Source organism: Lujinxingia vulgaris, assembly GCF_007997005.1.
GTDB lineage: Bacteria > Myxococcota_A > Bradymonadia > Bradymonadales > Bradymonadaceae > Lujinxingia.
The window spans coordinates 141,423-154,448 of the sequence record NZ_VOSL01000025.1 but is presented as its reverse complement, the minus strand read 5'-3'; the positions used below and the strand labels follow the sequence as shown (position 1 = coordinate 154,448).

Below are 13,026 nucleotides of genomic sequence, written 5' to 3'. Positions count from 1 at the left end.
CACCTCAACGTGCGAATCGGTGGCGTTTGGGGCCCTCTTCATCTGTCAGCGCCAATCCTAGGCACACTTCATCGATCACCAAACGTTTTTTCAGGTACCTGCCCCTACCCCTCACCGCCACCGCCCGAAGACGAGCTCGACGACGACGAGGAGCCCCCGGAATAGTCCTGGGCGTACCACCCTCCCCCCTTGAGCTGAAACGAGTTGGCGGAGATCATCCGCCCGACCTGCGGGCTCCCGCACTGGGGGCAGGCTTCCGGATCAGGATCCGAGAATCGCTGGATCTCCTCGAAAACATGGCCGCAGCCGGCACAACGGTATTCGTAGATAGGCATGAGCTCTTACCTCCTGATAGCTCAGGCTCGCGCATGGCTCATCGTGGAACGCAGACAACGCGCCCGAGCTTGCGCCAGTTTGGATGAGGGTGACCCGGTTCGATACGTGTAACGCTCGCTGCGACGCAGCCAGACGCCGGGCTCAACCGGGCCAAATCGCGCCCAAGGTATACACACGTTACTAAGCGTCAAGCATGTATTCCGGGACGAACTTCCACAGAAGTCCCCCGAGAGGTGTGCGGTTCGTGCCGTGTGTCGCACTTAACCCATCAGACCACTGGCAAGCGCCCACCAGACTCGCTCGGTCTGGGTGACCAGCGCCGGCAGCGCCAGGCGAGCGTAAAAGAGCGCCAGCCCGAAGAAGACCGCGCTGAAGACCGCTTTGCTGCCTTCCATCCACCCGCCGGCGCGCGGCAGCTTCTGGATGAGCCCGGAGAACGTGCCGAGCACCAGAAAGAGCAGCCCCAGCCCCAGCGCGAAGATCGAGAGCAACGACCACCCCAGCAGCATATCGCCCTGTTGCGCCACATAGACGAGGATGCCCGCCACCACCGGACCGATGCAGGGCGCGGCGATCGCGCCGGCCACAAGGCCCATCACAAACGCGCCTCCAAACCCGGCACCTCCCGCCTGGCTCAGACGCGTCTGAAGACCTCCGGGCAGTCGCATATCCCAGGCTCCCAGGGTCCCCAGCCCCAGCGCCACAAAGAGCAGCGCGATGCCCAGCTGAACCCCCGGGTGCTGCAAGAACCCGCCGAAGACCGTCCCCAGGCTCGCCGCCATCACGCCGAGCACCGAGTACGTCACCACGATGCCAGACACATAGGTCAGGCTGAGCAAGAAGGCCTCACGACGCGTGGCGGCCTGGCGCGCCCCGAAGACCCCGATGGTGATGGGAATCAAGGGGTAGACGCAGGGGGCAAAGCTCGAGAGCACACCGGCACCAAATACCAGAATGAAGACGGCCCAGAGACCCCGCTCCTGAAGCGCGTCCGAGAGCCAGCCCTGCGAGCCTGCGTCGCGCCCCTCAATAGCCGCATCGAGGCGCTCGTTGAACTCCTCCACGCCGAGCTTACCCTCAAAGCTGGGGCCGCGTAGAAACTCCCCGTCGGGGCTCTCAAACGCGATACGCGGCAGGCCCGACACCTCAAAGCGCTCAATCGCAGCGATGGTCTCGGCGTCGCCGCCTTCATAGTCGATCTTCAGGGTGACGAACTCGTCTTCGAGGCGCTGACGGACTTGCGGGTGCTCAAACACCTCCCTTTCCATCTCGCCGCAGGCCAGGCACCAGTCGGCGGTGAAGTCGAGCATGATCGGTCGATTCTGAGCTTTTGCCAGCTTTTGCGCCTCGGAGTAGGAGGTGACCCAACCGACGCGCTCTCCTCCGGGAGGAGGCTCGGTGACCCCGAACGTCAGCGCGTAAAAACCGATACCGGCCAGCGTCACACCGACCACCCGCCAGATTTTGGCGCGAGACGACAGCTCAAACCAGGCGCGGCGCAGCGTCATCAGGGCCATGCCGGCCATCACCAACAGCCCCCCGGCGGCAAGCATAGGCCACCGGGGCGCCACCGCAGCGCCCTCGCTGGCATACACCAGCTGCGGCCACCCCAGCGCCACCATCAAGCTCAGCGCCAACCACACCTTCTGCGTCTTCGCCTTTGAACACATCGGCATTCTCGCTCGTCGACTTCATCTCACGGCAACCTCTCGCGACCGCCTCGCCATCATGATACTAAGGGGCGCGCCCGCCGAACCTAGAGCAGAAATCCTATGAACACCAAGCTATTCCGTCGCAGCCTGCTTCTGATCGCATTGAGCCTGGCCCCCTTCAGCCTCACCGCTTTGCCGGCCCAGGCTCAGGAGCCCGACTTTGCTCGCCCCATGGCCAGACCCTGGCTGGGGATCATCCTGGGTGCGAGCGATGGCACCGGCGTGGAGGTCAAGCTCGTGCTTCGCACCTCCCCCGCCGATGAGGCCGAGCTGCGCCAGGGCGATCGCGTCATCGCCGTCGATGGCGAGCCGGTGCGCACCGCCGGAAAACTGCTCGCGCTGGTGCGCGGTAAACGCATCAACTCCACCGTCGACATCACCGTACGCCGTGGCGAAGAGGTCCTGACACGCAGCATGACCCTGCCCTCCTCGCCCACTCCCGATGAAGTCGCTCGACGACACCTGGTGGGCGCCCCGGCCCCGACGCACTCGCTGGAGGCCGCCGATGGCGACCCGCTCCCGGCCGACAGCCTGGAAGGCAAACCCTACCTCCTCGACTTCTGGGCCACGTGGTGCCAGGCCTGCAAGCTGGCCGAGCCCCGCATCGCCGCCATCGCCGAGCGCTACGGCGACGACCTCACCGTGATCACGCTCAGCGACGAGGAGCCGGGCGTGGTGCGCGAGTACCTTCAGAACAACGGCACACGCCATTCCCCGGTCTACCTCGACACCAACCGGGTCCTCACGGAAGCGTTTTTGGTGCGTGCGCTCCCGACCTACGCCCTGGTCGGTGCCGACGGGGAGGTCGTGGAGGTCGCCTTCGGGGTCGACGACATCGCCAGCATCGAGCGCGCCCTGGCCACCACCTTGCCCTCTGGTGATCCGTCCGCGGATCCTCCTGGTGCGAGCGCGCCCGAGCCGGGCGCCTCAGCCGCTGAGCCCTCCGAGGAAAGGGATACGAAGACGGATGCCGGCGCCCCCTGACGTGTGGCATCGGCGCGACGCGCCGGGGAGCATCCATCCATCGCCCGTCGCCACGATCGCCGAAGGCCGCGCGTTTGCGCGGCCTTCGGCATGTTTCGCTCAACCCATGAGTCTCACTCGGCGGCCTGCGCCGTCAGAAGATCCATCACTGCTTTGGGGCGAAAGAGCGAGAAGAGCCCGTCAAAACAACGGGCCTGCTCCATCTGCACCACGCGGTTCTCCGGGTTCGTGAGCGTGCGGCAGCGACCGATCAAGGTCTGGTCGGTCGTATCCACCCCGTCGATGTTGGTGAGTCGCTCCCAGGCGAGCAGCTCCACGTTGACGCCTCCCAGATACTCGAGCAGGCGGGTGAAGTAGCTGGCCTGCTGCGCGTAGGCGGTCTGCGAGGTGATCGGGCTCGACGCCGAATAGATCACCACCGGCTTGGTCACACCGTGAATCGCCTCAATGCGCCGCAGGTACTGGTAGTGCGACTCCACCATATCCTGGGGCACCGCGTAGCTGCGCAGCGCCACGGCATCGCCCGCGTTCACGAAGGGCAGCACGACCTCGGCAAAGGCCTGGTCGATGGCTGCCTCGTTGACCTCGCCATCGGCATAGCGCGCGGCGATGGTGCCCGTGACGTTCTCCCAGTGGAACCCGGCTGCGACCTTCGTGTCGGGTGAGGCCTCTTTGATGGCGTCGACCGCTTGCGAGAAGAAGTCTTCAAAGGCATCGAACTCCGCCTCCGAGACGGGTTCACCATCCGGCCCGGCCAGAAGCCCGTCCATCCGGTCACCAACGATGATCCAGGTGGGCTGGTGGGTCTCGGCGACCTCCGAAAGATCCGCCAGAAGATCGTCGACCATCTCCTGGCGCGTGAACCCGTAGGTGCCCTCCCCTTCGATGTTGGTGCCCTGGTTGAGCAGGCCGTCCCAGCGCACCAGCCAGTCACCGCGCTCGCGCCAGAAATCCACCACGATGCTCAGCTCCGAGACGAGCTCAACCTCGGCCTCCTGCTCGGCGAGCTCGACCTCCGCGACGAGATCGTCGGTACGCGCCGCAAGACGTCCGGCAGGCGTCCCGCTGGTCGGAAAGTCGTTGGCATCCCGGACATCAAAGCGCGAGGGCAACGGGTGCGCGTGGTACTCGCCAACCACCGTGGCGATCTCGTCGTAGGATTTTACCCGCAGAAGCCCGTGCGTCGCCGTAGCGTTGACGACCTCCACCGACTCCGAGCGATTGACCGCCAGCGCGAGCGCATCGCCGTGATGAATGCCCACGCCGATCTGGGACGTATCGAGCGAGAGCGGTGCCGCCGGCTCAAGCTCCGCAAAGGGATCTTCATCACCACCGCAAGCCATCAGGCTTCCCAGCGCCAGGCTGGCCGCAACCAGCGCGCCTGCGCGACGATGAAAGATGAAAGAAGGCAGGTTTGAGGACTTCAAAAGGGTCATTACATCTCTCCAGAGGTTGACACACCACGGGCCGAGCGCCGCCTTTGCAGCCTCGGCCCGTGAGGATCGCATCGCAGGCCCGCACATCCGGCGGGCGATGAGGCTTAATAAATGATCAGATCGTCGCCACCGCCGGCTTCCAGATCGCTGAAGTCGTTACGCTCTTGACGACGTTTTTTCTTCTTCTTTTTCTTCTTCTCTTCCTCGCGCTCACGCTCGGCGCGGGCTTCGGCCTCGGCGCGGGCCTGAGCTTCGGCCGCCGCGGCTTCCTCTTCGCTGTAGTCGGGGCGCCCCGCCGAGAGGTCGACGGTGGTGTCGCCGCCAAGCAGCGAGTCGACAGCGCCGGCGTGGCGGTCGACCGCCTCCGAGCGCTGCAGCGCGCGCACCCGGTCGGAGACTTCGGCCTGCTGGGCCTGATCGCCGGTGGCCAGGCGGTTGGCGGCACGGAGCTCCGAGAGCATGCTGCGATCGCTGAAGATCATCGCGAAGGTGCCAAAAAACTCACGCTTATCCTCAACCCGAAGCTCCGAGTCCCGGTCTTCCCAGGTCGCGCGCACCAGGACCTCTTCGCCAAAGACCTCCCCGTAGTCCGAGGAGATCGGGCGGCCGTAGCGGCGGCTGGCCTGAGCCAGGAAAGTCTCAAAACCCACGTTCTCGACGTAGTCGCTGTTGTAGGCGACGACCACCCGGTAGAGCTTGCCATCGACGAAGAGGTAGTAGCGCTGGGCGACCTCGTCGCGAACGCGCAAGAGCTCTTCATTATTATCTTTTTTGAACTCCCCGGAGATGATGCTGACCTCGTAGCCGGTGCGCGAGCCGCGAAGCTGGGTGTGGCTGTCTTCGACGCCCCGGGCACGGTCGAGCGCGCGCTGGCGTGCGCGCTGCATCGCGACCCGGTCGCCTCGCAGGCTCTCATCGTCGCGCACCTTCTGGATCATCTGCTCACGAAGTTTCTCGACGACCTCGTCGCGGCTATCGCCCCACTCGATCTCGCCAAGCATCGCGGCGATCCCCTCCTCGGCCGCAGCCTGGGATGACATCGCGAGCAGTACGAACATGAACATGGCCAGGACACTGAGTTTTCGCATCGCAACCCTCCACCGGAGATTGATGAGACGCCGCGGCCACAGAGCGCGCGGGCGTCAACGCGCTCAAGCTACCAAATGGCCGGGGCGGCAACAACCCGCACCACCGAGGCGTCCCGGGTCTGACGGGGGGATTGCACCATCGATTCATCGAGGTGCGCTCAACGTAAAAAAGCCCGCACCGACGGGGAGGTCGGTGCGGGCCTCGTTCTAACGGGTGACGCCATTCAGCAAGGAGAGCTGCGCCCTCCCCGCTCAAACCTCACTCGCCGGCGTCTTCGCCGCGCTCGGCCAGCGCTTCTTTGCGGCTGAGCTTGATCTTGCCGCTGCGGCTGTCGACGGCGATGACCTTGACCAGACACTCATCGCCTTCGCGCAACACATCTTCGACCTTGTTGACCCGACCTTCGGTCAGCTCGGAGATGTGGCAGAGGCCGTCAACGCCCGGGAGCACTTCGATGAAGGCGCCGAAATCGACCACGGTCTTGACCGTCCCCAGGTAGATCTTGCCCACCTCGGGCTTCTCGGTGAGACCTTCGATGATCTCGATGGCCTGCTGAGCGGCGGCCTGCCCGCTCGACGCGATGCGCACGGTGCCGTCGTCGCTGACGTTGACGGTGGTGCCGGTGGTCTCCTGGATGGCGCGGATGGTCTTGCCGCCCGGGCCAATGATCGTGCCGATCTCGGAGACCGGGATCTGGATGGTGACGATGCGCGGAGCGGTCGCCGCCAGATCTTTGCGCGGGGCGCTGAGCGCCTCATTCATGATGTTGAGGATGTGCAGACGACCCTCACGAGCCTGCATCAGCGCGTCGACCATCGTCTGGCTGCTCAGCCCCTCGATCTTGGTGTCGAGCTGGAAGCCGGTGATGCCCTTCTCGGTGCCACAGACCTTGAAGTCCATGTCGCCCAGGTGGTCTTCGTCGCCGAGGATATCGCTGAGGATAACCAGGTCATCGCCCTCTTTGATCAGGCCCATCGCGATACCTGCGGTGGCGTGCTTGACCGGCACACCGGCGTCCATCAGCGCGAGGCTGCCGCCGCAGACGCTGGCCATCGAGCTCGACCCGTTGGACTCGAGCACGTCGCTGACGATGCGGATGGTGTACGGGAACTCCGAGGCCTGGTCGGGCAAGGACGAGGAGAGCGAGCGCTCGGCCAGCGTCCCGTGACCGGTCTCACGGCGCGAGGTGCCGCGAAGCGGCTTGGCCTCACCCACACAGAAGGGCGGGAAGTTGTAGTGCAGCATAAAGTTGCGGGTGACATCGCCCTCAAGCGTGTCGATGCGCTGCGCGTCGCGCTCGGTGCCCAGCGTGGTGCTCACCAGCGCCTGGGTCTCACCGCGGGTGAAGAGCGCCGAGCCGTGTACCATCGGCAGCACGCCAACTTCGCAGGTGATCTGGCGGATGTCTTTGGGACCGCGGCCGTCGATGCGGATCTTGTCTTTGACGGTCGCCTTACGCACGACGTCTTTCTTAAGATCGCCGAAGGCGTCTTTCACATCGCCCAGGTTCTCCGGGTAGTCCTTCTCGAGCTTGGCGACGATCTCGTCTTTGAGAGCATCGAGCGCCTTATAACGCTCGAGCTTGTCGGCCACGGCCAGAGCTTTCTTGAGCTTGGTGCCGGCGGCCTTCTTGACGGCCTTGTCGATGGCGTCGTCGCGCTTGGTGACGTTGACGGCCATCTTCTCTTTGCCGATCGAGCGGGCCAGCTTCATCTGCAGGTCGAGCACGTCCTGGACAGACTCGCGCCCGAACTCAAGGGCCTCCACCATCACGTCTTCGGGAACCTCATCGGCCAGGCCCTCGACCATCACCACGGCGGTGGGGCTGATGGCCATGACCAGGTCCAGCGAGGAGCGCTCGCGCTCTTCGAAGCTCGGGTGGGCGATGAACTTGCCATCGACCAGACCGACGCGCACACCGGCCACCGGGCCGTTCCAGGGGATGTCGCTGATCATCAGCGCGGTCGAGGCGCCGGTGATACCCAGGATGTCGGTATCATGCACGCGGTCGGCGCTGATCACCCACGCGATCAGCTGGGTGTTGTTCATGTAGCCGTCGGGGAAGAGCGGACGGCAGGGGCGGTCGATCAGGCGGCTGCTGAGCACGGCCTTGTCGCTGGGCTTGCCTTCGCGCTTGAAGTAGCCGCCGGGGATGGTGCCCGCCGCCCACATGTTCTCGACGTAGTCGCACATCAGCGGGAAGAAGGGCAGATCGGGGCGCTCGCCACCGGCGGTGGCGGTACACAGCACCATCGAGTCGCCGTACTGCACCACCACCGAGCCGTTGGCCTGGCGGGCCATGCGGCCGGTTTCGATGATCAGTTCACGGTCCCCAAACTTTGCGCCTTCACGAATAATCGCCATATCTTTCTCCTCATACATTGTCGCCGCACACAGGGCCGATCCCCGCGCTGCGGTCCTTCAAAATACGAGCCCGTTGAGCCCTGCCCCGAAGATGAACCCGGGCACCCTGCCCCGGCCGATATACCGGAGAGTGGTCACCTGAGCATCGTCGAGAACAATCTGACGGGTGGACTCGAACAACTTTGGTAGGGCGCGATTGCGTAGCATGTAACAGGACTCACCAACGCTTCGTGTGCGCTGAGGGGGCCTGTTACAGGCTACCCTATCGAAGCCAACGTCGTCGTTGTCCTCTCCCTGAATCGTCATGTCGACTCAGGCTCGTTACGAAAATGCCCCCGCCGAGCCATCTCAGCGGGGGCAAAAAAGCCTTACTTACGCAGGCCGAGCGCTTGAATCAGCTCTCGGTAGCGGTTGACGTCGGTCTTGCGCAGGTACGCAAGCAGACGGCGACGCTGGCCAACAAGCTTCAGCAGGCCGCGACGCGAGTGGTGATCGTGCTTGTGAGACTCAAAGTGGGTCTGCAGTTCATTGATGCGGGTCGTCAGCAGCGCCACCTGAACTTCGGGGCTGCCGGTGTCGCCTTCACCGCGCTTGAACTGTTCAATGATCTCCGCTTTGCGATCCGGATGCAGGGCCATGGGGTTCCTTTTGGTCAGAAGTAGAATGAATTGCTCCGGTACACATCAACGCCCCGGCAACCCACCCATGGAGAGTAGGCCGAGGCTGCGTACGGCGCGGGACACTAGGTGCGCCCCTGTCTAAAGTCAAGCGCGCAAGCCCGCTCACGGCGAATCCAGCTGACGCTCGGAGCCGGGCGCGGTGAGCTTGAAGATCCGCGCCCCAAAGGTCCCGCAGAGCCTGGGCCCGCGCGCAAACTCCCAGTGGATGTAGACGCGCCCGTCATGGCTGATGACCTCATCGGGCACCGGCGCCACCGAGGTGATGTTCCAGGCGACGATGATCGCCTGACCGTCGAAGAACTCGTTGCCCGAGCTCTCCAGGCGGACCACATCGACCACCTCCCCACTCTCCCCGTCGATCACAAGCTCGAGGCGAGCCATCAGCTCGAGGTTGTTGAGGGGATGCCAGATGGGATGGTCGGACTCAATACGGCGCACAAAGCCTTCGGCCCACTGCGGGTGAATGTAGCGTCGGTGCATGCGCGCGATCATCGTGGCGTGAGCCGCCGAGGCCGCGTTGACCTGGGTGTGATTGCCCACCTGCACGTGCGGCACAAAGTTCTGCAGGCTGGCGCGCAACTTCGCGCTGTCGCCCTGCCAACCGCTGAGCAGCCGCCGTCGCTGCGAGGCACGCGCGTCGGCGATCTCCTCGGCGCGCTCCGCGTCCCGCTCTTCAAACACCTCCTGGTACGCCTTCATATCCCGGCCGAACAGACGTGACGGGCCCAGAGTCTCATCGGCGACGCCGGCAGACTCCGTATCGGGCTGCTGCGTCGGACTCGGCGCTTCAGCAGGGTCGGGGGTCTCGGTGGACTCCGAGGTGCGCTCCGGAACCAGCGGTGCTTCGGCGGTCTCATTGACAGGCAGCCTCATCGCCAGAGCATCCTCCGGCGGCTGAGCAGGCTCGGGTTCCACAACAGGCTCATCGGGCCGGGCCGAAGCCGCCTGCGAGCCAGGCGCCTCTTCCTCGCGCGTCGCCTGGGCCAGATCATTAGTTCGAGCGATGGACGCTTCGGACTCACCCTCATCTTCTCGAGCGCCCTCGAGATCATCGTCAGAGACGTCACTCTCACTGGCGAGATACTCGGGAGCATCGGGCGCAACCTCCTGCTCCGGTGCGCTGGCCTCCTCCTCGGGCTCGGGAGGTTCGGCGTCTTCGAGGGTCGTCTGCTCGGCGACCATTTGCACGTCGGTGCGCTGGGCGACCTCGGCGACAAACTCGGCGTCCTCAGGCTCTTCGTCGGCGGGCTCGGGGTTCTGCAACTCCACGGCGATCGCCTCGTTGGTGGGCTGTGGAGGCTCCGGTGGCGTTTCCTCGTCGTCTTCCTCAGGCGCTTCTTCGGGCGGCGGCTCTTCCGGGAGCACAGGCTCGGCCTCGGCAAGCAGCTCTTCTTCGGGGGGCGGATTCTCGCGCGGGAGCGGATCGTCCTTCGGCATGTCGGCGTCGGGCTCGTCGAACTGAGGCTCCCACTCCTCCAGCACAACCTCAACGGCCTCGTCCTCGTTTTGGGATTCCTCCGGAGGCGGAGTGACCACCCAGGCCAGCGCTGCGGCTGCCAGCAGATGCGTGAGCACCGAGGCCGAGCCCCCCACGAGCATCCCCCCTGCTCTCTTTGCGCTGGCTGGCTTCATCTTGTCAGCTTCTCGATGCGGCGGTAGAACGACCCGGTCGCTGGCATCCTGCCAGCCTCAGCGCGTCGCGCCCACCTGAACTCCAGCCAGAACGTTGCCCCATGCTCCCATTCTTCCCATTGACGCGCGTGCTCCCGGCCATCCTCACCCTGACGCTGCTGCTGGCAGTCGGATGCGCGCCGCAGATCGGCGCGGAGTGCGCCTCCGATAACGAGTGCCCCTCGGGCGCTCGCTGCGACCTCTCGGTGGAAGGTGGTCTTTGCACCGTGCGCGACTGCCGCCCCGGAGAGTGCCCCGAGGACTCCACCTGCGTGGTGATCGACCGCCACACAAGTTTCTGCCTCAAGAGCTGCGAGAGCGACGACGCCTGCCGCGAGGGGCACCGCTGCTACGACGCCGACGGTCAGGCCGAGACCGACTACTGCTTCTCGGCCGACTGAGTCCGTATCGCGCAGACCGCCATGCTCAGGGCTCAATGCCCTTTCGACGCATATATGCGACGATCTCTTTGAAGATCCCGTGCCAGATCGCAAGCTCGCGGGTGTCGAGGCGCGCGCGTAAAAAGACCGAGCGAAGGCTGCGCATGATGTGATCGTTGCTGCTCCCCTTCACAAACTCAATGGCTTCGAGCGCGGCTTCCGCCTGACCGAACATCCGGGTGAGCCCGGCCATCGGCGCCGGGTCAAACTCGGAGTGCCACTCCATTTGGGACGTGGCAGCCGGGGCCGCCACGACCTCGCCAGCCTGCATCTTTCGCACCGCCCGAGACACCTCCCAGACCATCAGCAAGACGGCCTGGCCCAGGTTGATCGAGCTGTAGTCCGGGTTGGTGGGGATCGTGACGACCGCCTGACAGCGATCGAGCGCGCTGTTCGGAAGCCCGCTATCCTCCCGACCAAAAAGCATCGCCACGCGCCGGCCTTTCGCCGCTTCGGCGATGAGCTCGGCCGCGGCCTGCTCCGGCTCCAGCACCCGCCAGTGCGCCGAACGCGCCCGGGCGGTCAACCCCACGGTCATCACGCAATCATCCAGAGCCTCGTCCAGCGTCTCAAAATGGCCCATCCGATCGATCGTCTCGTGGGCGCGGGGCGCGCTGATCGCGATGCGCTCGCGATCGGCATGCGCCGGGTTGACCAGCCGAAGATCCTCGATGCCGAAGTTCTTGGAGGCGCGAACCGCATTGCCGATGTTGATGTCATCCTGGGGCTCCACCAGCACCACGGAGACGTTCTCAATCAAAGCTGTCATAACTGCTCTCAAAGACAAAAAAGCCCGCTCCCATTGAGAGCGGGCTTGGAGCGACCGCGTCGCCCGAAGATCAGGAGTCGTTGCGGCGCCGCGAGTTACGAAGGAAGGTCGGCGTGTCGATCTCTTCCTCTTCCGTGGCGCTCAACCCGCCGGGCACCGCATGGCTGCCGGTGTTCGAGCGCAGAAAGGACGCGCGACGCTCAGTCACCGAGTCCTGCGATCCCCGATCATAACGCGGACTGCTCTGGTAAGCCGGCGCCCCGCGCTGGGCGGGAACGCTCTCGACGACCTCTTCCTCGACCGGTGCCGGTGCACGGGGCGGCTCGGCCTGACGAGGTGCCGCGGCCACCGGGGCCGACTGACGCGTGGTCGACTCGCGACGGCGACTCATCTCACTGAAGTCCGAGCTCTCGGCGCGCGGCTTATCAAAGCCGGTGGCGATGACCGTCACCATCAGCTCATCACGCATATCTTCTTCGATGACGTTTCCGAAGATGATGTTGGCGTCTTCGTGCGAGGCCTGCTCGATGAGCATCATCGCATCGTTGATCTCGGTGAGCGTCATGTCCACGCCGCCGGTGATGTTGACGAGAATCCCCGTGGCGCCCTCTATCGACACATCCTCAAGAAGCGGCGAGGAGATGGCCGTCTCGGCGGCTTCCAGCGCGCGTGTGGGGCCGGAAGCACGGCCGGTGCCCATCAACGCCAGGCCCTTGCCGGTCATGATCGTGCGCACATCGGCAAAGTCGACGTTGACCAGACCACGCACCGTAATGAGATCCGAGATCCCCTGCACGGCGTGCAAGAGCACCTCATCGGCCTTCTTGAAGGCCTCCAGGATCGTGGTCTGCTCGCCGGCGATCGCCAGCAGGCGCTGGTTGGGGATCGTGATCAGCGTATCGACCGCGCTGGCCAGGTTGCGAATCCCTTCATCGGCGGAGCGACGGCGGCGGCGCCCTTCAAACTGGAAGGGTTTGGTGACCACACCAACGGTCAGCGCGCCCTGCTCGCGAGCGATGCTCGCGATGATCGGCGCGGCACCGGTACCGGTCCCACCGCCCATACCAGCGGTCACAAAGACCATATCGGCGCCTTTAAGCGCCTCGGCGATGCGGGTCTGATCCTCGAGCGCCGAGTTACGGCCGACGTCCGGGTTGGCGCCCGCGCCAAGCCCTTTGGTCAGCGCGCCACCAAGCTGAATCTTGACCGTGGCGAGGTTCGTCTCCAGCGCCTGCAAATCAGTGTTGGCCGCGATGAACTCCACGCTGGAGATCCCCTCGGTGATCATCGTGTTGATGGCGTTGCCGCCTCCCCCACCCACGCCGATCACTTTTATATTTGCCGCGTTTGAGACATCGGCGTCATCGAACTCGAGCATACCTTTTCCCTGGACTCCTGAGTCAGAACTGAACATCTGCGCCCACCCGTGGGCGGGCGCAGATGATACGCCTCAAGGCGCGCTTACCGCAAGGACGGACTTGGTTGCCGCGTCCTCTTCTTGCCAACCCACAACGGTATCACCCCGCGCCTTGTTTCCACATAAAG

11 protein-coding genes are annotated in these 13,026 nt (G+C 64.7%); 2 read left to right on the top strand and 9 right to left on the bottom strand.

Going from position 1 to position 13,026, the window contains the following annotated elements:
* Nucleotides 1–104: 104 nt before the first annotated feature.
* Nucleotides 105–335, bottom strand: coding sequence for an FmdB family zinc ribbon protein (locus FRC96_RS06265; protein ID WP_146973649.1), 231 nt, complete (start codon nt 333–335; stop codon nt 105–107).
* A 261-nt stretch (nt 336–596) separates the two neighbouring features.
* Nucleotides 597–2,006 carry a cytochrome c biogenesis protein CcdA gene (locus FRC96_RS06260; RefSeq protein ID WP_230469938.1) on the bottom strand — a complete coding sequence of 470 codons (1,410 nt, stop codon included), beginning with the start codon at nt 2,004–2,006 and terminating at the stop codon, nt 597–599.
* A 102-nt stretch (nt 2,007–2,108) separates the two neighbouring features.
* Here FRC96_RS06260 and FRC96_RS06255 point away from each other — a divergent pair, with 102 nt between their 5' ends.
* Nucleotides 2,109–3,032 (top strand): redoxin domain-containing protein, encoded by a 924-nt coding sequence (locus FRC96_RS06255; protein ID WP_146973647.1) that lies wholly within the window; start codon nt 2,109–2,111, stop codon nt 3,030–3,032.
* Between the two features lie 113 nt (nt 3,033–3,145).
* On the opposite strand, the gene FRC96_RS06250 is transcribed toward FRC96_RS06255, so the two are convergent.
* The 5 genes from FRC96_RS06250 to FRC96_RS06230 all read right to left on the bottom strand — a co-directional run bounded on the left by FRC96_RS06250 (nt 3,146) and on the right by FRC96_RS06230 (nt 10,233).
* On the bottom strand, nt 3,146–4,468 hold the full coding sequence (locus tag FRC96_RS06250; protein WP_146973646.1) for a hypothetical protein: 1,323 nt from the start codon (nt 4,466–4,468) through the stop codon (nt 3,146–3,148).
* A gap of 104 nt (nt 4,469–4,572) precedes the next feature.
* Nucleotides 4,573–5,556: a hypothetical protein gene (locus tag FRC96_RS06245; RefSeq protein WP_146973645.1), complete on the bottom strand. Its 984-nt coding sequence runs from the start codon at nt 5,554–5,556 to the stop codon at nt 4,573–4,575.
* A gap of 259 nt (nt 5,557–5,815) precedes the next feature.
* Nucleotides 5,816–7,921 (bottom strand): polyribonucleotide nucleotidyltransferase, encoded by a 2,106-nt coding sequence (gene pnp, locus FRC96_RS06240; RefSeq protein ID WP_146973644.1) that lies wholly within the window; start codon nt 7,919–7,921, stop codon nt 5,816–5,818.
* Nucleotides 7,922–8,289: 368 nt separating this feature from the next.
* Complete coding sequence (gene rpsO, locus FRC96_RS06235) at nt 8,290–8,559, bottom strand: 30S ribosomal protein S15 (RefSeq protein ID WP_146973643.1); 270 nt, start codon at nt 8,557–8,559, stop codon at nt 8,290–8,292.
* Between the two features lie 144 nt (nt 8,560–8,703).
* Entirely contained in the window at nt 8,704–10,233 is a 1,530-nt protein-coding gene (locus tag FRC96_RS06230) for a hypothetical protein (RefSeq protein WP_146973642.1), read from the bottom strand.
* A 101-nt stretch (nt 10,234–10,334) separates the two neighbouring features.
* Between FRC96_RS06230 and FRC96_RS06225 the strand changes: the two genes are divergently transcribed.
* Nucleotides 10,335–10,673 carry a hypothetical protein gene (locus FRC96_RS06225; protein ID WP_146973641.1) on the top strand — a complete coding sequence of 113 codons (339 nt, stop codon included), beginning with the start codon at nt 10,335–10,337 and terminating at the stop codon, nt 10,671–10,673.
* A 25-nt stretch (nt 10,674–10,698) separates the two neighbouring features.
* Here FRC96_RS06225 and FRC96_RS06220 read toward each other — a convergent pair whose 3' ends face one another.
* Nucleotides 10,699–11,481: an RNA methyltransferase gene (locus tag FRC96_RS06220; RefSeq protein WP_146973640.1), complete on the bottom strand. Its 783-nt coding sequence runs from the start codon at nt 11,479–11,481 to the stop codon at nt 10,699–10,701.
* A 70-nt stretch (nt 11,482–11,551) separates the two neighbouring features.
* On the bottom strand, nt 11,552–12,859 hold the full coding sequence (gene ftsZ, locus FRC96_RS06215; protein WP_146973639.1) for a cell division protein FtsZ: 1,308 nt from the start codon (nt 12,857–12,859) through the stop codon (nt 11,552–11,554).
* Nucleotides 12,860–13,026 lie beyond the last annotated feature (167 nt).

What these genes read in the sequence shown, in the direction of transcription:
- FRC96_RS06265 (WP_146973649.1), bottom strand. Translation starts at nt 335, where the DNA reads ATGCCTATCTACGAATACCGTTGTGCCGGCTGCGGCCATGTTTTCGAG.
- FRC96_RS06260 (WP_230469938.1), bottom strand. Translation starts at nt 2,006, where the DNA reads ATGTGTTCAAAGGCGAAGACGCAGAAGGTGTGGTTGGCGCTGAGCTTG.
- FRC96_RS06255 (WP_146973647.1), top strand. Translation starts at nt 2,109, where the DNA reads ATGAACACCAAGCTATTCCGTCGCAGCCTGCTTCTGATCGCATTGAGC.
- FRC96_RS06250 (WP_146973646.1), bottom strand. Translation starts at nt 4,468, where the DNA reads ATGACCCTTTTGAAGTCCTCAAACCTGCCTTCTTTCATCTTTCATCGT.
- FRC96_RS06245 (WP_146973645.1), bottom strand. Translation starts at nt 5,556, where the DNA reads ATGCGAAAACTCAGTGTCCTGGCCATGTTCATGTTCGTACTGCTCGCG.
- pnp (WP_146973644.1), bottom strand. Translation starts at nt 7,921, where the DNA reads ATGGCGATTATTCGTGAAGGCGCAAAGTTTGGGGACCGTGAACTGATC.
- rpsO (WP_146973643.1), bottom strand. Translation starts at nt 8,559, where the DNA reads ATGGCCCTGCATCCGGATCGCAAAGCGGAGATCATTGAACAGTTCAAG.
- FRC96_RS06230 (WP_146973642.1), bottom strand. Translation starts at nt 10,233, where the DNA reads ATGAAGCCAGCCAGCGCAAAGAGAGCAGGGGGGATGCTCGTGGGGGGC.
- FRC96_RS06225 (WP_146973641.1), top strand. Translation starts at nt 10,335, where the DNA reads ATGCTCCCATTCTTCCCATTGACGCGCGTGCTCCCGGCCATCCTCACC.
- FRC96_RS06220 (WP_146973640.1), bottom strand. Translation starts at nt 11,481, where the DNA reads ATGACAGCTTTGATTGAGAACGTCTCCGTGGTGCTGGTGGAGCCCCAG.
- ftsZ (WP_146973639.1), bottom strand. Translation starts at nt 12,859, where the DNA reads ATGCTCGAGTTCGATGACGCCGATGTCTCAAACGCGGCAAATATAAAA.